27 protein-coding genes are annotated in these 25,925 nt (G+C 68.7%); 20 read left to right on the top strand and 7 right to left on the bottom strand.

Features of this window, described 5'->3' with window-relative positions:
* The first annotated feature begins 2 nt into the window (after nucleotides 1-2).
* From ACYVBS_RS00240 to ACYVBS_RS00230, 3 genes are all read left to right on the top strand, one after another.
* Nucleotides 3-323 (top strand): YbaB/EbfC family nucleoid-associated protein, encoded by a 321-nt coding sequence (locus tag ACYVBS_RS00240; RefSeq protein WP_460821056.1) that lies wholly within the window; start codon nucleotides 3-5, stop codon nucleotides 321-323.
* Between the two features lie 61 nt (nucleotides 324-384).
* Entirely contained in the window at nucleotides 385-984 is a 600-nt protein-coding gene (gene recR / locus ACYVBS_RS00235) for a recombination mediator RecR (protein ID WP_460821054.1), read from the top strand.
* A gap of 81 nt (nucleotides 985-1,065) precedes the next feature.
* Nucleotides 1,066-1,419: a histidine triad nucleotide-binding protein gene (locus ACYVBS_RS00230; protein ID WP_460821053.1), complete on the top strand. Its 354-nt coding sequence runs from the start codon at nucleotides 1,066-1,068 to the stop codon at nucleotides 1,417-1,419.
* A gap of 22 nt (nucleotides 1,420-1,441) precedes the next feature.
* Here the strand turns inward: ACYVBS_RS00230 and ACYVBS_RS00225 are convergent, their stop codons facing one another.
* Genes ACYVBS_RS00225 through ACYVBS_RS00210 form a run of 4 tightly spaced genes read right to left on the bottom strand, consistent with a single transcriptional unit; the run spans nucleotide 1,442 to nucleotide 5,825 of the window.
* Nucleotides 1,442-1,930 carry a Slp family lipoprotein gene (locus ACYVBS_RS00225; RefSeq protein WP_460821051.1) on the bottom strand — a complete coding sequence of 163 codons (489 nt, stop codon included), beginning with the start codon at nucleotides 1,928-1,930 and terminating at the stop codon, nucleotides 1,442-1,444.
* Nucleotides 1,927-3,909: a transglutaminase TgpA family protein gene (locus tag ACYVBS_RS00220; RefSeq protein WP_460821049.1), complete on the bottom strand. Its 1,983-nt coding sequence runs from the start codon at nucleotides 3,907-3,909 to the stop codon at nucleotides 1,927-1,929. The genes ACYVBS_RS00225 and ACYVBS_RS00220 overlap by 4 nt, the downstream gene beginning before the upstream one ends.
* Nucleotides 3,902-4,867: a DUF58 domain-containing protein gene (locus tag ACYVBS_RS00215; RefSeq protein ID WP_460821048.1), complete on the bottom strand. Its 966-nt coding sequence runs from the start codon at nucleotides 4,865-4,867 to the stop codon at nucleotides 3,902-3,904. Before ACYVBS_RS00215 ends, ACYVBS_RS00220 begins: the two co-directional genes overlap by 8 nt.
* A 4-nt stretch (nucleotides 4,868-4,871) precedes the next feature.
* A complete protein-coding gene (locus ACYVBS_RS00210; RefSeq protein ID WP_460821047.1) occupies nucleotides 4,872-5,825 on the bottom strand; it encodes an AAA family ATPase in 954 nt (317 codons plus the stop codon).
* A 45-nt stretch (nucleotides 5,826-5,870) separates the two neighbouring features.
* On the opposite strand from ACYVBS_RS00210, the gene ACYVBS_RS00205 reads away from it, so the two are divergent.
* Nucleotides 5,871-7,706, top strand: a complete 1,836-nt coding sequence (locus ACYVBS_RS00205) for an ArnT family glycosyltransferase (protein WP_460821045.1) — start codon at nucleotides 5,871-5,873, stop codon at nucleotides 7,704-7,706.
* 71 nt (nucleotides 7,707-7,777) lie between these two features.
* Here the strand turns inward: ACYVBS_RS00205 and ACYVBS_RS00200 are convergent, their stop codons facing one another.
* Both ACYVBS_RS00200 and ACYVBS_RS00195 read right to left on the bottom strand, forming a co-directional pair.
* Nucleotides 7,778-8,353: a Maf family protein gene (locus ACYVBS_RS00200; protein WP_460821044.1), complete on the bottom strand. Its 576-nt coding sequence runs from the start codon at nucleotides 8,351-8,353 to the stop codon at nucleotides 7,778-7,780.
* Nucleotides 8,350-8,721, bottom strand: a complete 372-nt coding sequence (locus tag ACYVBS_RS00195) for a hypothetical protein (protein ID WP_460821042.1) — start codon at nucleotides 8,719-8,721, stop codon at nucleotides 8,350-8,352. Before ACYVBS_RS00195 ends, ACYVBS_RS00200 begins: the two co-directional genes overlap by 4 nt.
* A 123-nt stretch (nucleotides 8,722-8,844) precedes the next feature.
* Here ACYVBS_RS00195 and ACYVBS_RS00190 point away from each other — a divergent pair, with 123 nt between their 5' ends.
* The 13 genes from ACYVBS_RS00190 to ACYVBS_RS00130 all read left to right on the top strand — a co-directional run bounded on the left by ACYVBS_RS00190 (nucleotide 8,845) and on the right by ACYVBS_RS00130 (nucleotide 20,143).
* Entirely contained in the window at nucleotides 8,845-9,372 is a 528-nt protein-coding gene (locus ACYVBS_RS00190) for a YceD family protein (RefSeq protein WP_460821040.1), read from the top strand.
* A 19-nt stretch (nucleotides 9,373-9,391) separates the two neighbouring features.
* Nucleotides 9,392-9,586, top strand: coding sequence for a 50S ribosomal protein L32 (rpmF, locus tag ACYVBS_RS00185; RefSeq protein WP_460821039.1), 195 nt, complete (start codon nucleotides 9,392-9,394; stop codon nucleotides 9,584-9,586).
* A 228-nt stretch (nucleotides 9,587-9,814) separates the two neighbouring features.
* Nucleotides 9,815-10,795 (top strand): beta-ketoacyl-ACP synthase III, encoded by a 981-nt coding sequence (locus tag ACYVBS_RS00180; protein ID WP_460821037.1) that lies wholly within the window; start codon nucleotides 9,815-9,817, stop codon nucleotides 10,793-10,795.
* 219 nt (nucleotides 10,796-11,014) lie between these two features.
* The gene (gene fabD / locus ACYVBS_RS00175; protein ID WP_460821036.1) at nucleotides 11,015-11,971 is read left to right on the top strand and encodes an ACP S-malonyltransferase; all 957 of its coding nucleotides are present in this window, start codon (nucleotides 11,015-11,017) and stop codon (nucleotides 11,969-11,971) included.
* Nucleotides 11,972-12,053: 82 nt separating this feature from the next.
* Nucleotides 12,054-12,800 carry a 3-oxoacyl-ACP reductase FabG gene (gene fabG, locus ACYVBS_RS00170; RefSeq protein WP_460821035.1) on the top strand — a complete coding sequence of 249 codons (747 nt, stop codon included), beginning with the start codon at nucleotides 12,054-12,056 and terminating at the stop codon, nucleotides 12,798-12,800.
* A 118-nt stretch (nucleotides 12,801-12,918) separates the two neighbouring features.
* Complete coding sequence (gene acpP, locus ACYVBS_RS00165; protein ID WP_144816856.1) at nucleotides 12,919-13,158, top strand: acyl carrier protein; 240 nt, start codon at nucleotides 12,919-12,921, stop codon at nucleotides 13,156-13,158.
* A gap of 269 nt (nucleotides 13,159-13,427) precedes the next feature.
* Nucleotides 13,428-14,681, top strand: a complete 1,254-nt coding sequence (fabF, locus tag ACYVBS_RS00160) for a beta-ketoacyl-ACP synthase II (protein WP_460821034.1) — start codon at nucleotides 13,428-13,430, stop codon at nucleotides 14,679-14,681.
* 82 nt (nucleotides 14,682-14,763) lie between these two features.
* A complete protein-coding gene (locus ACYVBS_RS00155) occupies nucleotides 14,764-16,155 on the top strand; it encodes an aminodeoxychorismate synthase component I (protein ID WP_460821033.1) in 1,392 nt (463 codons plus the stop codon).
* Nucleotides 16,152-17,045 carry an aminotransferase class IV gene (locus tag ACYVBS_RS00150; protein ID WP_460821031.1) on the top strand — a complete coding sequence of 298 codons (894 nt, stop codon included), beginning with the start codon at nucleotides 16,152-16,154 and terminating at the stop codon, nucleotides 17,043-17,045. The genes ACYVBS_RS00155 and ACYVBS_RS00150 overlap by 4 nt, the downstream gene beginning before the upstream one ends.
* Nucleotides 17,042-18,100 carry an endolytic transglycosylase MltG gene (gene mltG, locus ACYVBS_RS00145; protein WP_460821030.1) on the top strand — a complete coding sequence of 353 codons (1,059 nt, stop codon included), beginning with the start codon at nucleotides 17,042-17,044 and terminating at the stop codon, nucleotides 18,098-18,100. Before ACYVBS_RS00150 ends, mltG begins: the two co-directional genes overlap by 4 nt.
* Nucleotides 18,097-18,750, top strand: coding sequence for a dTMP kinase (tmk, locus tag ACYVBS_RS00140; RefSeq protein WP_460821029.1), 654 nt, complete (start codon nucleotides 18,097-18,099; stop codon nucleotides 18,748-18,750). The genes mltG and tmk overlap by 4 nt, the downstream gene beginning before the upstream one ends.
* Nucleotides 18,747-19,784 carry a DNA polymerase III subunit delta' gene (locus tag ACYVBS_RS00135; protein ID WP_460821028.1) on the top strand — a complete coding sequence of 346 codons (1,038 nt, stop codon included), beginning with the start codon at nucleotides 18,747-18,749 and terminating at the stop codon, nucleotides 19,782-19,784. The genes tmk and ACYVBS_RS00135 overlap by 4 nt, the downstream gene beginning before the upstream one ends.
* Nucleotides 19,781-20,143, top strand: a complete 363-nt coding sequence (locus ACYVBS_RS00130; RefSeq protein ID WP_460821026.1) for a PilZ domain-containing protein — start codon at nucleotides 19,781-19,783, stop codon at nucleotides 20,141-20,143. The genes ACYVBS_RS00135 and ACYVBS_RS00130 overlap by 4 nt, the downstream gene beginning before the upstream one ends.
* 166 nt (nucleotides 20,144-20,309) lie before the next feature.
* Here the strand turns inward: ACYVBS_RS00130 and ACYVBS_RS00125 are convergent, their stop codons facing one another.
* Entirely contained in the window at nucleotides 20,310-22,379 is a 2,070-nt protein-coding gene (locus ACYVBS_RS00125; RefSeq protein WP_460821024.1) for a 3-hydroxyacyl-CoA dehydrogenase NAD-binding domain-containing protein, read from the bottom strand.
* 307 nt (nucleotides 22,380-22,686) lie between these two features.
* Here ACYVBS_RS00125 and rpoE point away from each other — a divergent pair, with 307 nt between their 5' ends.
* The 3 genes from rpoE to ACYVBS_RS00110 all read left to right on the top strand — a co-directional run bounded on the left by rpoE (nucleotide 22,687) and on the right by ACYVBS_RS00110 (nucleotide 25,730).
* Nucleotides 22,687-23,307, top strand: coding sequence for an RNA polymerase sigma factor RpoE (gene rpoE, locus ACYVBS_RS00120; protein WP_460821023.1), 621 nt, complete (start codon nucleotides 22,687-22,689; stop codon nucleotides 23,305-23,307).
* Complete coding sequence (locus ACYVBS_RS00115) at nucleotides 23,304-24,173, top strand: sigma-E factor negative regulatory protein (protein ID WP_460821021.1); 870 nt, start codon at nucleotides 23,304-23,306, stop codon at nucleotides 24,171-24,173. The genes rpoE and ACYVBS_RS00115 overlap by 4 nt, the downstream gene beginning before the upstream one ends.
* Before the next feature lie 63 nt (nucleotides 24,174-24,236).
* Complete coding sequence (locus tag ACYVBS_RS00110) at nucleotides 24,237-25,730, top strand: DegQ family serine endoprotease (protein WP_460821020.1); 1,494 nt, start codon at nucleotides 24,237-24,239, stop codon at nucleotides 25,728-25,730.
* Nucleotides 25,731-25,925 lie beyond the last annotated feature (195 nt).

The following is a 25,925-nucleotide window of genomic DNA, read 5'->3' as shown; positions in this document are numbered from 1 at the left end:
ACATGCGTGGAAACATTGCCCAATTGATGCAGCAGGCGCAGCGAATGCAGGAAAACGTGCAGCGCGCGCAGGAAGAACTGGCCAAGATCGAGGTCACCGGCAACGCCGGTGGCGGCATGGTCAGCGTGACCCTGACCGGTCGCATGGAGTGCCGCAAGGTGCGCATCGATCCGAGCGTGATCAGCGATGCCGAAATGGCCGAAGACCTGATCGCTGCCGCGTTCAACGATGCGGTCAACAAGATCAATGCCGAGTCGCAGGCGAAGATGTCGGCTGCCACCGCCGGCATGCCGTTGCCGCCCGGCATGAAGATGCCGTTCTGATCGGACCGGGCGGGGCTGCGGCGGGTGCCTGCCTGCCGCGCCTGCACCGGTATCGTTTTTGATGAGCACGTCGCTGCTGGAACAATTGATTGACGCGTTTCGCGTGCTGCCCGGGGTTGGGCAGAAATCGGCGCAACGCATGGCCTACCACGTGCTCGAACGCGAGCGCGAGGGTGGGCAGCGCCTGGCGGACACGTTGGCCAAGGCGGTCGAGCGCATCGGCCACTGCCAACGCTGCCGTGACTTCAGCGAGACGGAGGTGTGCGCGACCTGCGCCAGTGCCTCGCGTGATGCGCACCAACTGTGCGTGGTCGAGTCGCCGGCTGATCGCCTCGCCATTGAGCAGGCCACCGGCTACCGCGGCCTGTACTTCGTGCTGCAGGGGCGCCTGTCGCCGCTGGACGGCATCGGCCCGCGCGAACTGGGGCTGGATTCCCTGGGCGCGCGCTTGGCCGAAGGCGAAGTGCAGGAGTTGATCATCGCCACCAACCCCACGGTCGAGGGCGAGGCCACGGCCCATTACCTGGCGCAACTCGCGCGCCAGCATCAGGTCAGGCCCAGCCGCTTGGCGCATGGCGTGCCGCTGGGCGGCGAACTGGAATACGTGGACCGCGGCACGCTGTCGCACGCCTTCGGCAGCCGCAGCGAAATGCCTGATTGAACGGGGGCGGACAGTCGGCGTCGGAGTTTCCTGCCAAGGCATCCCGTACCGCCCCCCATCGCCCCCACTGAGGAAGAATCGATGAGCGACGACACCATCTTCCATAAGATCATCCGGCGTGAAATCCCCGCCAAGCTGGTCTACGAAGACGAGCATCTGATCGCGTTCCATGACATCGCGCCGCAGGCTCCGGTGCATGTGCTGTTCGTGCCCAAGGTGACGGTGCCCACGCTGAACGACCTGCAGCCGTCGCAGGCCGAAGTGGTCGGGCGGCTGGTCACGGCCGCGGCCGACTATGCCAAGCGCGAAGGCTTTGCCGACAACGGCTATCGCGTGGTGATGAACTGCAACGGTGACGCCGGCCAGACCGTGTTCCAGGTCCACCTGCACCTGCTGGCGGGGGCGCCGCTGGGGCGATTCGGCACGCCCCACTGAGCGAGGGCGTGCCGGGCCAGGTTCACCACCAGCCCCACCATGGCCACGGGGCGGGGTACTGCACCACGTCCACGCGCTCGCGCACGGGCCACAGGTACACCACCTCAGCTTCGACCACCGGGAGTCGGTAGTCGTATTCGCCGATCTTGCGCGATTCATGGCCCGTCACGCGGCCCGTGAAGGTCACCTCGCGGTTCGGTTGGAACAGCGCCGGATCATAGAAGCCGGCGCGGCACGCGAGGAAACGACCGCCCGTGTCGTCGCTGGACGCCAGCGGGCGGCCGGTGCCGCCCAGACGCGTAGACATCATCTGGAAGCAGGTGCGGTTGCTCTGCGGCTCGACCTCGACCACGCGCCCGCCCCAGCGCACCAGCGCGCCGGTGCGGTCGGCGGCGACTGCATCCTGCGGCGTGATCTCGGCGAAGGTGCCCTGCAAGGGTTGCGGCTGCGATGCGCAGGCGGCCAGTACGGTCGCGGTGCCCACTACGAGGGCGGCGGTGCGGAGTTTCATCGGTGTTCTCCTGGCGTACTTGGGCGGTGGGCCAGAAGCGCGCGGACCAGGTCACGCTGCTCGCGCGCCGCCGATCGCCCGGCTCGAGTCCCAGCGTAGCGCCAATTGTTGAAACGGTGGCTGAGTTCCAGAAGTCCGGGGGCGCCCCCCGGCTGGGTGGTCGCCACCCGCCGCGCCCAGTCACCGGCGGGCTCGTGCGGCTCGCGTCCGAGGCCCACCCGGGCATAGCGACGTCCCAGGTGGCGCCAGGCGCGGATCACGGGGTTACGCTCGCGCGGACCCTGCGTACTGAGCCACAACATCCACAGCAGGGCCAGTCCGCCGGCCAGTCCGAAAAGGGCAATCAACCCGCGGCTGCCCCATCGGTCCATCCCCAGGGGCTTGAGCAGGTCCTGCTGGCGCGTGGCATTGAAGCCCAGCACGAAATCGTTCCAGCCGCGGCGCAGCCAGTCGGTGACATTGAGCACGGGAGTGATGCCGCCCGCGTCGCCAAACAGCCCGGCCCCGGGGGCACGGTCGGCCAGTGTGTCGTAGATGCGCTCGGGCGCCACCGCGGCCGTGGGATCCACGCGGACCCAGCCGCGCTCGGGCAGCCAGACTTCGGCCCAGGCATGTGCATCGGAGCGGCGTACCAGCCAATAGCCGCCATAGGGGTTGCGGTAGCCGCCCGCATAGCCGGTGACCACGCGCGCCGGAATGCCAGCACCGCGCATCAACACCACGAACCCTGAACTGAAGTGCTCGCAGAAACCCTGTTTGAAGTCGAACAGGAATTCGTCGACGGCATGACGCCCGGGAAGCGGTGTGGCGAGGGTATAGACGAATTCCGCACGGATCCACGCCAGCGCGCGCCGCACCACGGCGGTGTCGTCCGGGCCGGCTTCCGCCCGCCATTGCCGTGCGAGCGCGAGCGTGCGCGGATTGAAGCCCGGTGGAAGCTCCAGGGCGGCCCTGCGCAGCGTCTGTGGCAATTGGGTCTCATAGCGCCGCGGTGGCGCGGACTGCATCCGCCACCGGCCCAGCGAGGACTGCGGACGCTCCGCCCACAAACCGTGGTCGATCGAAAGTCGCGTGCCTGCCGGTGCCGCCATCGGCAGGTCGAGGGCGACCAGCTGGCGTCGATCGGTGGGCTCGAATTCCATCTCATAGTCCCAGCGCGGGGCGGCCGGCTCGACCTCGGCCGGCGGCAGGTTGCGGAACCAGCGCGGCTGGGTCCAGCTGCGGCCGTCGAAGTTCCACAGCACTGGTCCACGCCAGTACATTTCCTCCTGTCGCGGCGTGGCACCGAAGAAGCGCACGCGCAGCGTCGGCGTGTCGTCGTTCATCAGCTCGACCCATTCGCCGGGCGTCATCGTGTCGGAGAGGCCGGGGCGGGCCAATGCGCGCTCCGGCACGCCCCACATGGGTGCGGACATGCGTGGGAAGAGCCAGAACGCGGCTAGGGCCAGTGGGATGCCCGTGCCGAGCAAGCGGCCGATGGCTGGCAGTCTCTGGCGGATGGGGATTACGCGCAGGTCGCCCGATTCCATATCGGCAAAACGCTGCAACGCACCCAAAGCCACGATGGCGGCGATGAGGCCGAGCGCGAGTGTGAGCGGCCCCTGGTCAAGCAGGAACGTCGCAAACGGAGCGAACAGCGCAAAGCCGACGAGGCTGCGTGCATCGCGCAGCGTGGCCGTTTCCGACGGTTTGATCGCCAGCATCGCGGCCAGCAGGGCACACCCGGTGTCGCGCCCCAGCGAGAAGCGGGTGAGCACCAGCACCGTGCCCACCAGTGACAGCGCCAGCAGCACCCGGATCAGCCCGTGCGCCGGTTGTCGCCAGGCCAAGGCGGCGACCGCGATGGCACAGACGGCCACGGTGGCGGCGATGGTGCCAGGCAACTGCAGCAGCATCGGCACCAGCGAGGTGCCACCGGCGGCGAAAGCCCAATGCCGGCTGGTCGGGTCGAGTGCAGAGCGGATGCGGGTGTCAGCCATGCGGCATCAACGCGAGTGCGCGCAGACAAGTGTGGCGGTGATGCGGCCCATGCCCCGGACCCAGCACGGGCTGCCCGGGCAGGACCAGCCGATAGCGGCGGCCGGTGCGTTCCGCTGCATCCACCCAGCCTGCCAAGCGACTGATGCGCGCCTCGTAAGGCAACGCTCGCAGCGCCAGCCAATCCAGGGTGACTTCCGCGCCCTGCGGCTGTTCGTACTCCCGGACGATGAGCTGGTCGCGCCGCGCCGACGGCTTCCATGCGATCGCGCGCCGCGCATCGCCGGCACGGTAGCTGCGCAGGTGGTGCACATCCTCGCCGGCCGGGTGCAGGCGACTGTGCGCCCGGTCACCCGCGCCTTCGGGCAGCGGCGGCCCCGCCGGCTCCGGTGCCGGATAGACCAGTACCGGCGGCTCGGGCCAGAGGTATGCCCACGCACGGGCCAGACCCAACGGCCGGGTCGTGGCCACGACCAGTCGTGGCACATCGAGCCAACCGCGCTGTCGGGTAGGGAGGACCAGGTCGACTTCTCCGTGCCCCTGTTCCACGTCCAGCACCGCGCGCGTCGCGGGCGCCTTGGCAAAGGCGACTTGCAGGCCGCGCCGCATCCGGTCGGTGGGTGCCTTCGCATGGATACGCACCGTCATCACCTGGCCTGCCGCCACCGGTTCCGCATCGACTGCCAGGAACTCCAGCCCGGTCAGTTGCAGGTGCGCCGACACCAGGCTCGCGAGGCCTGCGCCAGCCAGCAACAGGGCCAGCAGCAACGCCGGGTTGTTGTTGTAGTTGAGCGCGCCCAGCAGCATCGCCAGCAGTAACACGGCGAAGAACAGGCCGAAGCGAGTCGGCAGCACGTACACGCGACGGCGGTCCAGACTCGCGGGGAGCGGTTCGGGCGCTCGCGGCCGTGTCAGCGACAGGGCGCGATCGCGCAGGCTGGCCCGCCATGCGGCTGCCACGGGATCAGTCGACCGCGACCGAATGCAGGATCGACTTGGCCAGAGCGGCGGGGTCGCCTGCATCGGCATCAATCGTCAGACGGTGCGCCGCCACGGCGCCAAACAGTGCTTGCACGTCCTCGGGCAGGACGTGCTGGCGGCCCAGCAGCAACGCATAGGCACGCGCCGCGCGAAGCAATGCGATGCCAGCGCGCGGCGACAGACCCACGCGCACGCCCGGGTGATGGCGGCTGCGGGCAAGCAACGCCTGCACGTAGCCGATGAGCGCGTCGCTGGCGTGTACCGCATTCACGGCCGCACGCGCGGCCAGCACGTCGGCGGCGTCCAGCTGCGGCAGGCTGCGGGCAATGAGGTCGCGTCGGTCGCTGCCCGCGAGCAGGTCGCGTTCGGCAGCCTCGCTGGGGTAGCCCAGTGCCAGGCGAAGCAGGAATCGATCCAGTTGCGAGTCCGGCAGCGGATAGGTGCCGGAGAGATCGACCGGATTCTGCGTGGCAATCACGAAGAAGGGTGACGGCAGGGCATGGCTGACGCCGTCCACGGTCACCTGGTGCTCCGCCATCGCCTCCAGCAGGGCGCTCTGGGTGCGGGGGGGCGCACGGTTGATTTCATCCGCCAGCAGCACTTGCGTGAACACCGGTCCGGGATGGAATTCGAAGCGTCGTGCCTGCGGGTCGAACACGGACACGCCCACCACGTCCGCCGGCAGCAGGTCGGAGGTGAATTGCACGCGCTGGAATTCCAGTCCCAGCGTGGCTGCAAGGGCGTGGGCCAGCGTGGTCTTGCCCAGCCCCGGCAGGTCTTCGATCAACAGGTGGCCATCGGACAACAGTGCGACAAAGGCAAGCCGCACCTCGTGTGGCTTGCCCAGTACCAGTTGATTGACCTGCGCCTGCGCGCGGTCGAGTGCCTGGCGCAGGGCATCAGGTAGCATGCTCGCGCTCGAAGGGGATGCGGCCATCGTGGTTCTCCCGTATTCAGGCGGAGTGTAAGAGGTCTGGCTTCGATGGTGGATGTGCGGCGGTCACGCCTGGCGTTCCTGGTCCTGTTTGCGGTGGTGCTGCTGGCCAAGGTGCTGGTCGCGGCACGATTGCCGCTGTTCGTGGACGAGGCGTTCTACTGGCAAGAGGGCCAGCATCTGGCGGCCGCCTATTCGGACCTGCCGGGGCTGACGGCGTGGTTGGCGCGGCTGGGTGTCCAGTTGGCCGGCGAGAGCGTGCTGGGCCTGCGGTGGCCGTTCCTGTTGCTGGCGGCGGCGGTGCCTTGGCTGATCGTCGTGATGGCGCGCCGCGAATTTGGTGCCGCCATGGGTTGGCAGGCCGGCAGTCTGGCGTTGCTGTTGCCCCTGGCGGGCACCCTGGGGTTGCTGGCCTTGCCGGACGTGGCCATGGCCTTGGCGACCGTGCTGTGCCTCGATGCCGGTACACGGCTGGTGCGGCGCATGCACCCGGGCGCAGCGCTTGAACTGGCCGTAGGCCTCGCGCTCGGGGCCCTGAGTCATTACCGCTTCATCGCGGTGATTGGGGTGGGGTTCGTCGCCCTCCTGTGGCTGCCCGAAGGCCGGCGCGCGCTGCGCAGCGGCTGGACCTGGGCGGCCATCGCCATCGGCGCGATCGCCTGGCTGCCGTTGCTGGCTTGGAACATCGAGAACGCCGACGCCGGGTTGCGCTTCCAGTTGGTGGAGCGACACCCGTGGGCGTTCCACTTGGATGGCCTGTGGTTCGTGGTGATCCAGGCCCTGCTGGCCACGCCGCTGGTGCTGGTCGCGATGGTCGTTGCCTCGCGGCGAGGGACCGGCGATCCCCGGCCGGCGGCGCGCTACCTGGCGCTGAGTGGCGGCCTGCTGGTACTCGGCTTCTTCGTGCTGGGATTCGTTGCCGACAACGAACGCGTGAGTTTCCACTGGCCATTGCCCGGATACCTCGCGTTGTTGCCGCTGCTGCCCGCCACGCTGGCGACGTGGTCGCCTGCGCTGCGTCGTGCCGCCTGGGCGATGATCGCAGCGGGGTTTGTCGCAGTGCTGGGTTACTACGCGGCCGTTTCCAGTCCAGCACTGCGAACTCGCGCCGCAACAGGCAAGGCCTACCCGGAAAATTTCGCCGGGTGGGACGCGCTTGTCGATGCGGTGCGCCGTGAGCGTTCAACCCTGCCGAAGGGAACGCCGTTGCTCGCCGACAACTTCAAGATCGGTGCGGAGCTGGGGTTCGCGCTGGGCGATCCGCGGATTCCCGTGCTCGACCATCCGCTCAACCACCACCACGGCCGCGCACCGCAGTTGCACCTCTGGGGCCTGCACCGCGACGCGGCCACGGGTCCGGGCGCAAGGCCGGCGCTGCTGGTCGTAGGGGCCACCGATGTCCCGTACAAGGCGTTGCTGGCGCGCTACCACGCGCTGTGCGCAATGGTGGGGCCGCTGCCGGCACCGCGCGTCGTCAACATCGACCACGGCCGCCGCCGGTTCCTGCTGTTCCGGTTGGGCGACCGGTTGCCCGGCCCCTGCACGACCCCGGCGATGGCGTGGCTGGACACGCCGGAACCCGGTGCCACCATCGCCCGCCAGTTGGAGGTGCGCGGCTGGGCGTTCAAGGACGGCGTCGGCCTGGATCGGGTGGAGGTGCTGCTTGATGGCCGACCGGTCGGAGAGGTGGCCTACGGGCTGCGCAATACCGGCGTGGCCGCGTTCTGGAAGATTTCCACGGATGCGTCCCACCCCAACGTGGGCTTTGGCGGCCTCGTCGATCTGGGCGACGTCGCACCCGGCGAGCACTGGCTGGGCCTGCGCCTGCACGGCCGAGATGGCAGCGTGGAGGAGTGGGCCGAGCAGCCCGTGCACGTGCGATGAAGCGCGGCCGCCGCCCTGCGCAAGGCGGTTAGCAGGGTTTGTTCAGGATCCGTCCTCGCGCTTGGCGGCGATCAGGGGACCTGATAGCCGGCCTGACGCAGCAGCCGCGCGGTGGCAATCATCGGCAATCCGATCAGTGCGGTCGGATCGCTGGATTCGATGGCGTCGAAGAGGCCGATGCCCAAGCCTTCGGACTTGAAGCTGCCCGCGCAGTCGTAGGGCTGCTCGGCGTCGACGTAACGTTGGATTTCCGCGTCGGCCAGCACCCGGAAGCGCACCGTGGTGGTGTCCAGCAGTGCGTGGGCGACGCCGTCCGGCGTGACCACACAGAGCCCCGTCCGGAACAGCACTTCGCGCCCCGACATGCCGGTCAACTGACGGATCGCGGCCGCGCGGTCACCCGGCTTGCCCAGCGAATGGCCGTCCAGTTCCGCCACCTGGTCGGAGCCGATCACGCAGGCACCGGGGAGGGCGGTGGCTACGGCCCGGGCCTTGGCCTCGGACAGGCGCAACGCCACTTGGGTGGGTGTTTCCCCCGGCAGCGGGGTCTCGTCGGTCTCGGGGCGGGCGGTTGCGAAGGGCAGGCGCAGGCGGGACAGCAGGTCACGCCGGTACACCGACGTGGAGGCCAGGATCAACGGAGTCATTGGGCGTCAGGAAGCCGTGTGCGGGCGCGGTCGATGCGCGAAAGCTGCTGGTCGATGCGGGCGCGGGCGGCATCGATCGAGGCGCGGACTTCACCCAGGCGCTCCAGCGAGGCATCCTGCCCATGGTCGCGCAGCCACATGCGCTGGCGCAGCATCTCGCGCATGGCCTCCCGGACCGGGTCCTCGCCCTCGTCGCCGGCGACCGCCTCGATTTCCGCGCGCGCCGTGCGCAGGCGGGCCTCGAGGGCGTCGGCGGCATCGAGCAGTTCGCGGACGGCCCGTTGGTGCGGGGTGACGCCGCGCCGCAGGAAGGCCAGCAGGCCCACGGCCACGGCCGCCAGGAGGAGCAGAAGTAGGGCTGTGGTCACGGCGCGAACGGGCGAGGGCGGACCCGCAGTCTGAACCGGCCACCCCCGGCGGGGCAAATCACCGCCCCGCAAGGGTTTTCCGGTTTGACAGGGGGGCTTTCACCTCCTAACATTCTGCAGCTTATGTCCGCAGACGCACCCCGATCGTCGGTTTCCGAAATGCTGGATGCCTGGCGCATGGTGGCGGCACGGCGCGGTGTTCAAGGCCGCCTGCCGCTGTCCTCGCTGGACCGGTTGCGTGACAGTCTGGTCGATACCGAAGGCGAGGTGAGCTACTCGCTGGAGTTCGACACGGACGAACTGCAGGTGCAGTATGTGGAAATGCGCATCGATGCCGGTCTGCCGCTGCTGTGCCAGCGCAGCCTGCAACGTTTCGTGTTTCCGGTGAACATCGTGCAGCGGCTCGGCCTCATCCGTGATGAAGCGGACGAAGCCGCGCTGCCGCCCGGGTATGAACCGCTGCTCGTCCCGTCCGACGGGATGTTGCAGGCTGCCGAGCTGGTCGAGGATGAACTCATCCTGGCCATCCCGGTCGTGCCGACGATGCCCGGCACGGAGGCGATGGAGCGTGACTGGCCGGCCGAAGAGGCCGAGCAGGAGCGCGCAAACCCCTTCGCGGCGTTGGCGGCATTGAAGAACAAATCGAACTGAGTTTCCTTGGAGCAAGACCATGGCTGTCCAGAAGTCCCGCGTTACCCCGTCCAAGCGTGGCATGCGCCGTGCGCACGACGCGCTGTCCAGCAAGCAGCTGGCCACCGACCCGACCACCGGCGAGACCCACATCCGCCACCACATGACCGCTGACGGTTACTACCGTGGCAAGAAGGTCATCGACGTCAAGTCGAAGGTCGTCGACGCCGAGTAATCGCACCGCGGCGCCTCGCGCCGCGTGCATTGCTGTGGGGCGGCGGCCTGGCCACCGCCCCGCGGAGTCGCCGGCCGCTGGCTGGCGCTCCGGTGCAGGGATGCGGCCTTCGGGCCGCAATCTTTTTCTGGGTCGGCGTTGTGGCTTGGCGTGCGGGCCCGCCCGCGGCGCGTCGGTGAGACCGGCGGGCCGCCCCGTCGAGGTGTCCCCCCTGGCATGACCCAGTCCATGACCAAGCAAGTGTTCTCGCGTATCGCCGGCACCGGCAGCTACCTGCCGGAAAAGGTGCTCACGAACGACGACCTGGCCAAGCTCGTCGACACCAGTGACGAGTGGATTGCCGCGCGTACCGGCATCCGTGAACGTCACATCGCCGCCGAAGGCGAGACCACCAGCGATCTTGCCTACCAGGCCGCCCTGCGCGCGCTGGAGGCGGCTGGCGTTGATGCCAAGGACCTCGACCTGATCGTCCTGGGCACCACCACGCCCGACGTCATCTTTCCGTCCACGGCGTGCCTGGTGCAGGCGCGACTGGGCGCTGCAGGCTGCCCGGCGTTCGACGTGAACGCGGCCTGCTCGGGCTTCGTCTACGCGCTGACGGTGGCCGACAAGTTCATCCGCTCCGGTGCCGCGAAGACCGCGCTGGTGATCGGCGCCGAGACCCTGACCCGCATGCTCGACTGGAGCGACCGCGGCACCTGCGTGCTGTTTGGCGACGGTGCCGGCGCCGTGGTGCTGAAGGCCGACGAAGAGACCGGCATCCTCAGCACCCACATGCACGCTGACGGCACCAAGAGCGAGCTGCTGCACAACCCCGTGGGCGTTTCGAAGGGCTTCAAGCCCGACGAGAAGAACGCCGGCGTGCGCGTGCTGATGGCCGGCAACGACGTGTTCAAGCATGCAGTCAAGGCGCTGGACTCCGTGGTTGAAGAGACCCTGGAAGCCAACGGGCTGGATCGCCACCAGCTGGACTGGCTGATCCCGCACCAGGCCAACCTGCGCATCATCGAGGCCACGGCCAAGCGCCTGGACATGCCGATGGAGCGCGTGATCGTCACCGTGGACAAGCACGGCAACACGTCGTCGGGTTCGGTGCCGCTGGCACTGGATCACGCGGTGCGTTCGGGCAAGGTCGAGCGCGGCCAGTTGCTGCTGCTGGAAGCCTTCGGCGGCGGCTTCACCTGGGGCTCGGCCCTGATCCGATACTGACCTCTCCGCCCTTGGGGCGGAGTTGGATGTGTCTACGACGCCCCGGCCTGCCGGGGCGTTCGCGTTTTGGGGCTCGTGCTCCGGCGGGAGCAGGGTGCAGGGCCCAACTGCGCTTAATTTCGGTCAATGGTTTCAAACGCCCGACTGTACGGGCGGGTACAGACACGTTAGAGCTTTCACTCGTATCATGGCGCGTTCGATTGCACCCAAGGCATCCGCGTGACCGCATCGCTCCCCCCCCAATCGCAACTGGCATTCGTTTTTCCGGGCCAGGGCTCCCAGTCGCTCGGCATGCTGGGCGAGTTGGCAGGGCTGGATCCGGTGGTGCAGGCGACCTTTGCCGAGGCCAGCGAGGGCGCCGGCGTCGACCTGTGGGCGCTGAGCCAGAACGGCCCGGAGGAGCAGCTCAACCAGACCGAGTTCACCCAGCCGGCGTTGCTGGCCGGTGGCGTGGCGGTGTGGCGCCTGTGGCAGGCCCGGGGCGGTGCACACCCGGCGCTGCTCGCTGGGCACAGCCTGGGCGAATACTCCGCGCTGGTCGCAGCAGGCGTGCTGTCGCTGCACGATGCCGCCAAGCTGGTGCGCCTGCGCGGCCAGCTGATGCAGGCGGCCGCGCCCGCCGGAACCGGTGCGATGGCCGCCGTGCTGGGGGCTGAAGATGCCCTGGTGCTGGACGTTTGCGAAGCCGTGTCCGGTGACGAGGTCGTGGTGCCGGCCAACTTCAATTCCCCGGGCCAGATCGTGATCGGTGGCCATGCCGCGGCCGTGGACAAGGCGCTGGCGCAGCTGGCCGAGCGCGGTGTGCGCAAGGCGGTGAAGCTGGCCGTGAGCGTGCCATCGCACACGCCGCTGATGCGCGAGGCCGCCAATCGACTGGGCGAGGCCATGAACGCGCTGTCCTGGCACGCGCCGACGCTGCCGGTCATCCAGAACGTCGATGCCGAAGTGCATGAGGGCGTCGAGGCGATCCGCGATGCGCTGGTGCGCCAGCTCTACCTGCCGGTGCAATGGACCGGTTGCGTGCAGGCGTTGGCGGCACGCGGCGCCACCCGCATTGCCGAGTGCGGGCCGGGCAAGGTACTCGCGGGCCTGGTCAAGCGCATCGACAAGTCGTTGGATGCGCGCGCCATCGGAACGCCGTCGGATTTCGAGTCCGCGCTGGCGGACTGGCAGTAAGCGATTTCGCCCGCGGTCGGGCATGGCGCACCCGGGTGCGCTGCCACGCTCGCGGTCCCAACCCCACTTCGAGGTAATACACATGGCCAACGGTCCTCTTTCGGGCGAAATTGCCCTCGTCACCGGTGCCAGCCGCGGCATCGGTGCCGCGATCGCCGACGAGCTGGCGGCCCAGGGCGCCACCGTCATTGGTACCGCCACCAGTGAGTCGGGCGCGGCGGCGATTGGCGCGCGCATGGCAGCCAACGGCGGTCACGGGCGCGTGCTCAACGTCACCGAGCCGGGCGCCATCGAGGCGTTGGTCGACGGCATCACCAAGGAGTTCGGCGGGATCTCGATCCTCGTCAACAACGCGGGCATCACCCGCGACAACCTGCTGATGCGCATGAAGGACGAGGACTGGCAGTCCATCCTCGACACCAACCTCACCAGCGTCTACCGCAGCAGCAAGGCGGTGATGCGCTCGATGATGAAGGCACGCAAGGGCCGCATCATCAACATCGCATCGGTGATCGGCGTGACCGGCAACGCCGGCCAGGCCAACTACGCCGCGGCGAAGGCCGGCATCATCGCCTTCAGCAAGTCGCTGGCGAAGGAAATCGGTTCGCGTGGCGTGACCGTCAACGTGGTCGCGCCGGGCTTCATCGACACCGACATGACCCGTGACCTGCCCGAGGACGCGAAGACCGCGATGCTCGGCCAGATCGCGCTGGGGCGTCTGGGTGAGCCGGCCGACATCGCGCGCGCGGTGGCGTTCCTGGCGGGTCCGTCGGCGGCTTACATCACCGGCGAGACCTTGCACGTCAATGGCGGCATGTACATGCCGTGACCATCGTACGATGGTGGTAAAGATTTGATACAAAAGGCTTTTGCACAATACTGGCGAAGGCCGGCGATTCCACTACACTATCCGTCTGATATCCCGATCCCGGGAGGAGTGAGCAGAAATGAGCAGCATCGAAGAGCGCGTCAAGAAGATCGTCATTGAACAGCTGGGCGTGAAGGAAGAGGAAGTCACCAACAACGCTTCGTTCGTTGACGACCTCGGCGCCGACTCGCTCGACACCGTCGAGCTGGTGATGGCCCTGGAAGAAGAGTTCGAGTGCGAGATCCCGGACGAAGAGGCCGAGAAGATCACCTCGGTGCAGCAGGCGATCGACTACGTCAAGGCGCACGTCAAGGCGTAATTCGCTTGTGGGCGCTTGCGCCCCGGGGAGGCGTTGCGATTTCGACATCGCCCTCCCGCGATTCAGACCGGGGCCGCTTGCTGCGGCCCTGTGTCTTTGGGCGGTGATGCCGCCCGTGGGGCACCGTACGGCGCCCCTGTTCCCTGCAATCGGTTTGGCCCGCTGTATCTCTTGGGCCGCCCGCACATATTCCCGCCGGCGTCGTGCCGGCAACACGGGTGGCGATGCGGCAGACGCGTCGCGATCCGCAGGCTGACAACGGAGTTTCCATGGCTTCCCGTCCCGCTTCGTCCCGACGCGTCGTCGTCACCGGTCTTGGCATCGTCTCTCCGCTGGGCAACGACCTGGCCAGCAGCTGGGACGGCATCGTCAATGGCCGCTCGGGCATCGGCCCGGTCACCCATTTCGACACCGAGGGCTACACCACGAAGATCTCGGGCGAGATCCGTGACTTTGACGTGACCCAGTGGGTAAACGCGAAGGACGCCAAGAAGATGGACCCGTTCATCCATTACGGCGTGGCCGCATCGCTGATGGCGATGCAGGACGCCGGGCTGGAAGTGACCGAGGCCAATGCCGAGCGCATCGGTGCGCTGATCGGCTCGGGTATCGGCGGCATCCTCGGCATCGAGGAAACCGCGGTGAAGCTGCACGAGGGCGGACCGCGCAAGGTGTCGCCGTTCTACGTGCCCAGCACCATCATCAACATGCTGCCGGGCCAGGTGTCGCTGATCACGGGCATCAAGGGGCCGAACTTCTCGGCCGTGTCGGCATGCGCCACGTCCAATCATTCCATTGGCATGGCGATGCGCATGATCCAGTACGGCGACGCCGACGTGATGATCGCGGGTGGCGCCGAACGCGGTTCATCGCCGACGTCCATGGCCGGCTTCTGCTCGATGAAGGCGATGTCCACCCGCAACGATGACCCGACGCGCGCCTCGCGCCCGTGGGACAAGGACCGCGACGGCTTCGTGCTGGGCGACGGCGCCGGCATCCTGGTGCTGGAAGAGTACGAGCGCGCGAAGGCGCGCGGCGCGCGCATCTATTGCGAGCTCGCCGGTTTCGGTGCTTCGTCCGATGCGTACCACATGACCGCGCCGAGCGAGAACGGCGAAGGTCCGGCGCGCTGCATGGCGGCGGCCTTCAACGACGCCGGCGTCAACCCGGACCAGATCGGTTACCTCAACGCACACGGCACTTCCACGCCGCTGGGCGACCTGGCCGAAACGCTGGCGATCAAGCGTGCGCTGGGCGACCACGCGTACAAGACCATGGTCAGCTCGACCAAGTCGATGACCGGCCACCTGCTGGGTGCCGCGGGCGGCGCCGAAGCGATCTTCTCGGTGATGGCGCTGCACACCGGCATCATCCCGCCGACCATCAACCTCGACGAGCCGGGCGAAGGCTGCGACCTCGATTACGTGCCCAACGTGGCGCGCGAGAAGGCCGTGGACGTGGTGGTCTCCAATGGCTTCGGCTTCGGCGGCACCAACGGCACGCTGGTGTTCAAGCGCATCTGAACCAAGCGGCCCGTGAATCGTCGCCGGCCGAACGCCGTGCGACGACGACCCGGCAGCACCTGTACGGCGGTAGTGCGACTCCATGCTGGTAACGCGTTCCCTTCCATCCGCCGTCGACTTTCTGGACCTGCACCGTCTGGCGCCTGCGCGCTATCCGGCGTTGTTTGAATCCACCGCCCACGGCACGGCCCAAGGCCGATGGGACCTGCTGCTGGTCGCCAATGGCGGATCGCTGGCGCTGGGCAATGACGGCGTGACGCGTGACGAGCGCGGCGAGGCGGTCGAAGGAGACTTCCTTGCGGCCCTGGATCGCGCCTGGCGTGCCGAGCGCATCCCGCGCGATGAGCCGCGCTGGCCCTTCCGTGGGGGCTGGGCCTTGTTGCTGGCCTACGAACTGGCGGCCCAGGTGGAGCCCGTCCTGCATGTGCCGTCCGCGCCCGGCGGCTTGCCGGTGGCCTGTGCGCTGCGTTGTCCTGCCGCGGTGTTGCGCGACCATGCAACCGGCGAATGCGTCGCCGTGGCCGAGGTGGGCCACGAGGCATTGCTGGATGTCATCTGCGAAGACGTGAGCGCGATTGCGTCGCTTTCGGACTTGCCGCAGTGGCAGCCGCCGGCGGCGTTGGACGAGGACGCGCCCACCCGTTTCACGCAGGGCGTGCAGCGCGTGCTGGAGTACCTTGCCGCAGGCGACGTGTTCCAGGTCAACCTGTCGCGAGGCTGGCGCGCGCGCTTTGCGGCTCCGCTGGTGCCGGCCGCACTGTTCCAGCGGCTGCGGGACAACAACCCCGCGCCGTTCGCCGGCATCTTTGCCGGTTCCAAGCTCCCTGCCGATGCGAAGCAGCCGGGCCATGCCGACTGGGCCGTGGTCAGTGCCTCTCCAGAGCGGCTCGTGTCAGTGCGCGGCGAGGTGGTCGAAACGCGCCCCATCGCCGGCACGCGCCCGCGCTTCGCGGGTGACGACGACAGCGCGCGCATCCGTGAACTGGTCGGCCATCCCAAGGAGCGCGCCGAGCACGTCATGCTGATCGACCTGGAGCGCAACGACCTGGGGCGCGTCTGCACGCCCGGCAGCGTGGAGGTGGACGAGTTGATGACGGTGGAGAGCTATGCCCACGTCCACCACATCGTCAGCAATGTCAGGGGCCTGCTCCGCGAGGGCGTCACCCCCGGCGAGGTGATTCGGGCGACCTTCCCGGGTGGCACCATCACCGGGTGCCCCAAGGTCAGGTGCATGCAGATCATCGCCGAGCTGGAAGGCGAGGGGCGCGGCGCGTATACCGGCGCAATGGGCTGGCTCAACCGCGACGGCGACCTGGACCTCAACATCCTCATCCGCAGCGCGGAAGTGGAGGGCGACACGGCCCGTTTCCGCACGGGGGCCGGCATCGTTTTCGACTCCGTGCCTGAGCGAGAGTTGGACGAAACCCGAGCCAAGGCACGCGGGATGTTCCGCGCGCTGGGAGTGGAGGGGTGAACGTGCGCGTCTTCGTCGGGACGCAGGCTGTGGATGCCGTGCCCCCCGATGATCGCGGCCTCGCTTACGGCGACGGGTTGTTTGAGACCATGCGCGCGCACCGGGGCGAGGTGCCGTGGTGGCCCGCGCATTGGGCGCGTCTGGTTGCCGGTGCGGCGCGGCTGCGGATTTCGTTGCCTGATGAATCGCGCGTTCGGGCGGAAGCCGGCGCGTTGCTGGATGGCGCGAACGGCGTCCTCAAGCTGCTGGTCACCCGCGGGAGCGGGGGGCGCGGCTACGCGCCGCCAACGGCGGCCGTGCCGACCTGGCTGCTATCGCGTCATCCGCTCCCTTCGACGCCCGGCGAGGGTCTGGTGCTGCGCTGGTGCGACACGCGCCTCGCGATCCAGCCGTTGTTGGCGGGCCTGAAGCACTGCAACCGGCTTGAACAGGTCATGGCGCGGGCGGAGTGGTTGCCAGCGCAGGGGGGATGGGCAGCGCCATCCAAGCAGCCTTCTGATCAGGTTGCCCCGCCGGATCGTCCACTGCCCGCCGAATCACCCGTGGCCGACGATGGCCTCATGCGCAGCACCGAGGGTGACGTGATCTGCGCGACGTCGGCCAATGTCTTCATTCTGCAGCGGGATCGCTGGCTGACGCCCGCGGTGGACCGGTGCGGTATCGCCGGGGTGTGCCGGCGTTGGGTCATGGCCACGATTGACGCCACCGAAGTCAGGCTCGAGGTGGCCGACGTCGAGGCGGCCGATGCGGTTTTCCTGTGTAACGCCGTGCGCGGTATCCTGCCGGTCGCACGCCTGGGCGAACGCACCTGGGCGCCGCACCCGCGGGTGGCCGCGCTGCAGCAGCGCCTGGCCGCCGAACACCCCGCCTTCGCACCGGAGTCTTCGTGAGTCGCAAGCGTTCGTCCGGCAAGACCGGCCTGCTGGTCCTGATCCTGCTCATCGCGGCCGTGGCCGCCGCTTTCTGGGGCTGGCAACGCTATACCGGATTCGCCGACGCGCCGCTGGCGGGCGCCGGTGCCGACAAGAGCATCGTGGTGAAGTCGGGCGATTCGTTGCCGGTGGTGGTGCGCAAGCTGACAGACGCGGGCGTGGAAACCGGCGAGGCCATCGAATGGCGCCTGCTGGCCAAGCGCCTGGGGGCCGCGGGCAAGCTGCAGGTGGGCGAGTACGCGTTGCCCGAGGGCATCACCCCGCGGGAACTGCTGCAGGCCATGCGGGATGGCAAGGTGATCAGCCACCGCTTCACCATCGTCGAGGGCTGGAACATCCGTGAGCTGCGCGCCGCGATTGCCAAGGCCCAGCCACTCACTCAGCAAACCGCCAAGCTGGACGATGCCGCGCTGATGAAGGCCGTCGGCCAGCCGGGCCAGCACCCCGAAGGGCGCTTCCTGCCCGAGACCTATGTTTACACCCGTGGCGACAGCGACCTGGACGTGCTCAAGCGTGCGCATGAGGCGATGACGAAGGCGCTGGCAGCGGCCTGGGCCGAGCGCCGCCCCGACACGCCGCTGAAAACGCCCGACGAGATGCTGACCCTGGCCTCCATCGTGGAGAAGGAAACAGGCATTGCCGAAGAACGACCGCAGATCGCGGGCCTGTTTGAGCGCCGCCTCAAGATCGGCATGAAGCTGCAGACCGACCCCACGGTGATCTACGGCATGGGCGCTCGCTACGACGGCAACATCCGCAAGCAGGACCTGTTGACCGACACGCCCTACAACACCTACACCCGCACGGGCCTGCCGCCCACGCCGATTGCCATGCCTGGCGTGCACGCGCTGCAGGCGGTGGCCAAGCCGGCGCCGGGCGAGCACCTGTACTTCGTCGCGGTCGGGGATGGCAGCGGCCGCCACCTGTTCGCCGCCACTTATGCCGAGCACCAGGCCAACGTGCGCAAGTACCTGCAGAACTATCGCAATGCACAGGCAAAGAACACGCAATGAGTGATGCCGTGCCATCGCTCGAAACGCGCGCCCGCTTCATCTCGCTGGAGGGCGGTGAAGGGGCCGGCAAGTCCACGGTGCTGGCGGCATTGCGGCATGCGCTGGAGGTGGCTGGGCAGTCGGTGACCTGCACGCGCGAGCCCGGCGGCACGCCGCTGGCCGAGCAGATCCGCGGCCTGCTGCTGGATACGCACCACGAACCCCCGGCACCCGAGACCGAACTGCTGCTGATGTTCGCCGCGCGCGCGCAGCACGTGCGCGAAACCATCCTGCCGGCGCTGGAGCGTGGCCACTGGGTGATCAGCGATCGCTTCACCGACGCCAGCTACGCCTACCAGGGTGCGGCGCGCGGCGGCGACGTCGCCTTCATCGCGCAATTGGAGCAGCGAGTGGTTGGCATCCAGCCGGCCATGACCCTGCTGCTGGACGTGCCCGTGGCGATTGGCTTGCAGCGGGCTCGGGGGCGTGGTGCCACCGACCGCATCGAAGCCGAACGCGAGGACTTCTTCGAGCGCGTGCGCGAAGGCTATTTGGCACGAGCGGCGGCCGAGCCTGGTCGCTTCCGCGTGGTGGATGCGAGTCAATCGGTCGATGCCGTGGCCGATGCGGCCGTGGCCCACCTGCGCACGCTGATGGGGGCCGGCGCGTGAGCGCGTTCGCACCCTGGCAGCAGCGCATCTACGAGCAGGCCGCGGCCGCCATCGACGCGGGACGCCTTGGCCATGGCCTGTTGTTTTGCGGTCCGGAAAAGCTGGGCAAGCGTGAGGTTGCCGAGCGACTGGCGCAGCGGCTCCTGTGCGGCGATCGCCTGCCCAACGGCGAGCCGTGTGGCCAATGCCGCAGTTGCCGGCTCTTCGCCAGTCGCACCCAGGCCGATCCCCTGGAATTGCGCCCCGACGGCTCCCTGGCGCACCCCTTCGGGCGCAGCGGCCATCCCGACCTGCAGTTTGTCGGTTACGAGTGGAACGAGAAGGCGCGGCCGCCGCGCCTGCGCACCGAACTGGTGATCGAGCAGATCCGTGCCGTCTCCGAGGAGATGGCGCTGACACCGCAGTTTGGCGGGGCCAAGATCGCGATCATCGACCCGGCCGAAGCCATCAACCACGCGGCAGGCAATGCGCTGCTCAAGACGCTTGAGGAACCGGTGCCCGGCCGTTACCTCTGGCTGGTGTCGTCGCAGCCGGCGCGGTTGTCCGCCACGATCCGCAGCCGCTGCCAGCGCCTGGAGTTCCGCCTGCCACCGCGCGACGAAGCGCTGGCCTGGTTGTCTTCACAGGGACACGCGCCCGGCGCTGCGGCCGAGGCCCTGGACGCCGCACGCGGCCATCCGGGCTTGGCCCACGAGTGGCTGCAGGGCGGGGGCCTCGCGTTGCGCCGCGCTGTCGCAGACGATCTGGGGCGCCTGGCGCGGGGCGATGCGATCGCCACTGACATCGCCCAGTCGTGGATTGGTGACGACCATTCCGCTTTGCGCCTCAGTGCGGCGGCGGACCTGGCCTTGGCCGAGGCGTCGCGCTTGACCGACCCGGCCCGGACGCGCAGTCTGGCGGCATGGTTCGACAAGGCCAATGGCGTGCGTGACCTGTTGCGGACGACGATCCGCGCCGATCTGGCGGTGGCTGAATTGCTGTTGGGGTGGCGCGCCGCGGTTGGCGCGCCTGCCAAAGGAGGACGTAGGGAATGAATGGAGCGACACCGGGCGGCGCACGGCAGGGCATCCTGTCGCTGGCGCTGAAGGACAAGGCCGCGCTGTACAGCGCCTACATGCCGTTCATCCGGCATGGCGGCATCTTCGTGGCCACGCCCAAGCGCTATTTCCTGGGGGACGAGGTGTTTCTGCTCGTCACATTGCCGGACTCCAACGAGCGCCTGCCGGTCGCCGGCAAGGTCGTGTGGGTGACGCCGGTCGGGGCGCAGGGCAATCGTCCGGCGGGCATCGGCATTCAATTCGCCGATAACGCCGAAGGCGAGGCGGTGCGCGGCAAGATCGAGGCCGTCCTCGCGGGCCTGCTGAACGCGGACAAGCCCACGTACACGATGTGATGCCTTGGCATCGACTGTGATCCGGAGAGTGGGGCGCCGGCGATGCTCCGGGCCAGCGGCCCGAAGACCGGCGCGGCACGGGACCTGAGGGCCGAAGCGCGGCACAAACAAGAAAGGCGCACCGATTGGTGCGCCTTTCCATTTTTGCGAGATGCAATGTGCAGCGTCAGCGCAGTGCCGGATTGTCCCAGCCCGGACGCGGTGCGAACCGGTCGCCATAGCGCTGCTGCAACTGCTTCAGGCGCTCGACCAGTTTGTCCGGACCCACCGCGCGCACGTGCGCAATCGGGCCGCCGCGGAACGGTGCGAAACCGGTGCCGAAGATCACGCCGGCATCCAGCAGGTCCGCATCGCTGACCACGCCATCGTGCAGGCACGCCACGGCCTCGTTGAGCAGCGGCAGGATGAGGCGATCCTCCAGGTCCGAGGGGGCCTGGTAATCCTTCGGCAACTCGGGCTTCACCGCCTTGCCGTTCTCCCACTTGTACAGTCCCTGGCCGTCCTTCTTGCCGCGCTTGCCAGCCTCCGGCGGTGCGGACAGCGCCGCGGGGATCGGCAAGCCCAGGAACGGCGCCAGCTCCGCGCCGACGCCCGCGGCGACGTCCAGGCCCACGGTATCAATCAGCTCGATCGGGCCCATCGGCATGCCGAACTTGACCGCGGCCTTGTCGATGGCCGGGCCGGGAATGCCTTCGGCGAATGCGGTGGCCGCTTCCAGCATGTATGGGAACAGCACGCGGTTGACCAGGAAGCCCGGCGTGCCCGCCACCGGCACCGGCAGCTTGTCGATGGCCTTGCAGAACGCGGCCAGGCGCTGCTCGGTTTCCGGGGCCATGGCGTCGTGGCGGATGATCTCCACCAGCGGCATCAGCGCGACCGGGTTGAAGTAGTGCAGGCCGGCGAACTGCGCCGGGCGCTGGATGTGCTCGCGCAGTTCGGTCAGTGGGATGGACGAGGTGTTGGTGGTCAACAGCGCGTCGGGCTTCATCTGCGGCTCGACCGCGTTGTAGAGGTCGCGCTTGGCCTCGGGCTTTTCGATGATCGCCTCGATCACCAGGTCGGCCTTGGCCGCGCCTTCGCCTTCCAGGTCACCGCGCAGGCGCGCGGCCACGGCCGGGCGCTTGGCCTCGTCCTTCACCTTCTTGGCGAACAGTTCGCCCGCGCGGGCGAGGGCGCCGTCGATGAAGCGCTGCTCGCGGTCGGCCAGCGTCACTTCGAAGCCCTTGTAGGCCGACCACGCCGCGATGTCGCCGCCCATCACGCCGGCGCCGACCACGTGCACGTGCTGGATGCGGTGCTCTTTGCCGCCTTGCGCCTTCAAGCGCTCCTGCAGGAAGAACACGCGGATGAGGTTGCGCGCCGTCGGCGTGGAGGCCAGCTTGACCACCGACTTGCGCTCGGCGGCCAGCAGCGCCTTCGTGCCGCCACCCGCGCGTTCCCACGTGGAGATCAACGCAAACGGCGCTGGGTAGTGTTCCTTGCGCGCCTTGCGCGCCACCTGTTTGGCCAGCATCGGCGCCAGCAGCTTGCGCGCGGGCAGGGTATTGGTGGCCCACGCCATCGCGCGCTGCTTGAACGGGCGCTGCGTCCCACGCAGGGCCAGCGTCACGGCCGCTTCGACCAGTTGTGACGGGTCCACGACCTTGTCCACCAGTCCGATGCCACGCGCGGCCGATGCCGACAGCGAGCGCCCGGTCAGCATCAGGTCGAACGCGGCCGGCGCACCCACCAGGCGCGGCAACCGCACGCTGCCGCCCCAGCCGGGGTAGATGCCCAGCTTCACTTCCGGCAGGCCAATGCGGGTCGAGGCATCGTTGCTGGCCACGCGGTAGCGGCAGGCCAGCGCGATCTCGGTGCCGCCGCCCATACAGAAGCCGTGGATGGCCGCCACCGTGGGGCAGGGCAGCTCGGCCAGCCGCTGGAATACCCGCTGGCCGCGGCCGATGGCATCGCCCACCACGCCCTTCTCGTCGAAGGTCTGGAATTCCTTGATGTCGGCGCCGGCAATGAAGCCCTTGTCCTTGCCCGACCGGACGACCAGACCCTTGGGCGGGTCGATGGCGATCCGCTCCAGCAGGCTGTCCAACTCGATCAGCACGTCCTGGCCGAAGGTGTTGACCGGCGCCCCGGCGCGGTCGAACACCAGTACCAGCACGCCATCGGCGCGGGGCTCGGTGCGCCAATGCTGCAGGCGCAGCCCGGCGAAGTTGTCTTGTCCCTGGAGGCCAGCGGTCATTCCGGAAACCATCCGTTCACGTATGGAGGATCCGCCTATCATCCCGAGGACCTTTGCCCGCAGTCAAATGGGTGTTTGGAATGCCCGGCGCGATCGCCCGGTCCAGCCCGCGAACGGTCACCGTGATTCCCGGGCATCCGGCCACCGGAAGGAAGAGCCGGCCTGCGTGACGCACGGCAGTTGCGGCCGACCGTCAGGCGCCCCATTTAATATCCCGAACCCGCGTCGCGACGCGGAGTGAACTTTCCCCCGACAGGGTTGTCTCAGTGCTCGGCAATGGCCGAGCTGACAGGAGTGCCGGCAAGGCATGGCCGAAAACATCGTGTCCCAAGAACTGGACCTGGACCAGGAGCTGGTCAGGCGCGTCCAGCGCGGCGACAGTACGGCGTTCGATGCCTTGGTACGGAAGTACCAGCACCGGATCGTCGGGCTGATCGGGCGCTACGTGTCCGACTGGAGCGAATGCCAGGACGTAGCCCAGGATGTCTTCATGCGCGCCTACCGGGCGCTGCCGAACTTCCGCGGCGACGCCCAGTTCTATACCTGGTTGCATCGCATCGCAGTGAATACCGCCAAGAACCATCTGGTAGCGCAGAACCGCAGGCCGCCGACGGACGACATCGACGCGACGGACGCCGAGCAGTTCGACGTGGGCATGCGGTTGCGCGACACCGACACGCCCGAGCACGAATTGCTTCGACAGGAAATCGAACGCACCGTGATGCATGCGGTCGAAAGCCTGCCGGAAGACCTGAAGGTCGCCATCACCCTGCGCGAGGTTGACGGCCTGAGTTACGACGAGATCGCGCAACGGATGGGGTGCCCGATCGGCACGGTGCGCTCGCGGATCTTCCGCGCCCGTGATGCGATCGACGCGCAACTCAAGCCTCTGTTGGATACCGACGCCCGGGAGAACGCCCACCCATGAGCTCCTCGATGACCCCCAATGACCGCGAAACCCTCAGTGCGCTGTTCGATGGCGAACTGGAAGGCGACGCCGCGCGCTTCGCGCTGCGACGCCTGGACCATGACGCCGGCTGGCGCGATGCCTGCAGCCGCTGGCAGTTGGCCGGCGACGTGCTGCGCGGACAGGCCGCAGGCCTGGCGCCGTCGGGGTTCGCACAGCGGGTCTCGGAAGCATTGGCGGCCGAAACCGCGCCCGTAGCCGCAGTGGCCGGAGAGACGCGTCGTGCGCCCGCATCGGCCGTGGCGCAGGCACAGTCGCGGCGGTGGTGGGGGCGGGCCGCGCTGGCGGCATCCGTGGCCGTGGCGGCCCTGTTCGTGACCCATCCTTTCTCTGGCCTTGGCACGGGGGACGATGCGGGTGCTGCAACCGGCAGTCCGGTGGCCGTGATTCCCGCAACCACGGATGAGGGCAACGCCAGCCTCCCGCTGTCTGCGCCGGATTCCGCTCCTGCCGCACCCCTGGGAGGCGCCGAAGTCGCGGCGGTCGCGGTCGCTGTCGCGGATACTCCGCGCCGCGTGGCCGAGCGCCGCAACCGTTCCGGGGTTTCGGCCGTCACGCGCCGCGACGCTAAGTCGACCCGGACGATGGCGCTGGCAGCCGATTCGGCACCGCGGGCCACTACCGCCGGCGTGACCGACCCCTTCAAGCCGCAGGCCGGTGACCTGGTCGCCCGCCCGTGGCCACGGGCCGTGCTACCGGGCTCGAGTGCGGCGGGTGCCTTCACGGCCAGCTATGGCACGACCCAGGCATCGCCGTCGTTTTATCCGTTCGAGCCGGATGCGGCCGATGCGCCCGCCTCCAATGCTGACGCCACCCCCCAGCCCTGACCGATGACAGGCGCGGTACCCGCCGCGCCGTTGATGGACAACCTTTCCCCCGAGGCCGATTCCATGAACCGACCCATCCACACCCTTGCCCTCGCTTCCGCCCTCGTCGCGTTGATTCCGGCGGCCTGCTCCGCGCAGGCACCGACCGCCCCGATCGCGCCGCCGCCCGCGGCCACGCCGGCCGCGCCCCTGGTGACGGGGCTCCCCGATTTCACGGCCCTGGTGCAGAAGGTGGGACCGGCGGTGGTCAGCGTGACCGCCGAAGTGGGCATGCGCCGCAACGCGCGTGACGACGCCGGCTCACCCGACATGGAGAACGTGCCCGACATCTTCCGCCGCTTCTTCGGCCCGGACATGCCGTTCCCGGGTGGCCCGCAGGAGCGCCGTGGCATCTCGCAGGGCACCGGCTTTTTCATCTCGCAGGATGGCTACCTGCTGACCAACCACCACGTGGTGGAAGGCGCGGACACTGTCCGGGTGCGCCTGAATGACCGCCGCGAACTGACCGCCAAGGTGATCGGCAGCGACCAGCCGTCCGACGTGGCGTTGCTCAAGGTGGACGCGAAGGACCTGCCGTTCCTGCGCGTGGCCAACGCCGCCAACACCAAGCCGGGTCAATGGGTCGTCGCGATCGGTTCACCGTTCGGCCTGGACCATTCGGTCACGGCGGGCATTGTCAGCGCGGTGGGCCGCACCACCAGCCCCGAACAGCAGTACGTGCCCTTCATCCAGACCGACGTCGCCATCAACCAGGGCAACTCCGGCGGGCCGCTGCTCAACACCTCGGGTGAAGTGGTGGGCATCAACTCGCAGATCTTCTCGCGCTCGGGCGGCTACATGGGCGTGAGCTTCGCTATCCCGATCGACGTGGCCATGAACTCGGCGGAACAGCTCCGAGCCACCGGTCGCGTGAGTCGCGGTCAGCTGGGCGTGCAGGTGCAGGCGATCACCGCTGGTTCGGCCAAGGCGCTGGGCTTGCCCAACAATGCCGGCGCGCTGGTCGGTGACGTGGTGCCGGGTAGCGCGGCCGCCAAGGCCGGCATCGAGCGCATGGATGTGATCCGCTCGGTCAACGGGCGGCCGGTCAATACCAGTAGTGACCTCCCGCCGCTGATCGGTGGCTTGGCCCCGGGCTCCAAAGTGAAGTTGGGCGTGGTGCGCGACGGCCGGGAGCGTGAGGTGACCGTGGTGCTGGGGGCGCTGGATGCCACGGTGGCCGCCAACGACGACGGCGATGCACCCGCCACGCCGGGCACGCCCTCCCGTGGCAGCAACCCGCTGGGCTTCGCCGCCCAGGACCTCGACGCCGCCCAGCGACAGCGCATTGGCCTGGAAGCGGGCGAAGGTGTGGTGGTGGCGCGGGTGACCGGCGATGGCGCCGCCGAGGCGGGCCTCAATCCGGGCGACGTGATTCTCGGCGTCGGGCGTCAGGCCGTGGGTTCGGTAGCCGCGCTGGACCGCGCGCTGGCCTCGGTGAAGGCCGGTGACACGGTGATGCTCCTGGTGCGCAGCCGGGGCGGCACGCGCTACGTGCCGGTGACGGCGGACAAGGGTTGACGCGGCCCGGGTGGCAGGACACGCGGCCGGCCTTTGACGCCGGCCGTTCCCCCGAGCCACCCATGCACACTCCAAACGCGGGCGATCCGAAGGGGCGCCCGCGCTGCGCACGTCTGGAGGGGGTGTCGCCCAGCGGCCAGCCCCTGTTCATGCCGGACCACCGGGCCTGCCGGCCCATGCCATCCGCTGTGCGAT

The organism is Lysobacter olei (genome assembly GCF_054777355.1).
Note: the sequence above shows the minus strand (reverse complement) of the source record. Positions and strands in the feature narration are given on the sequence as shown.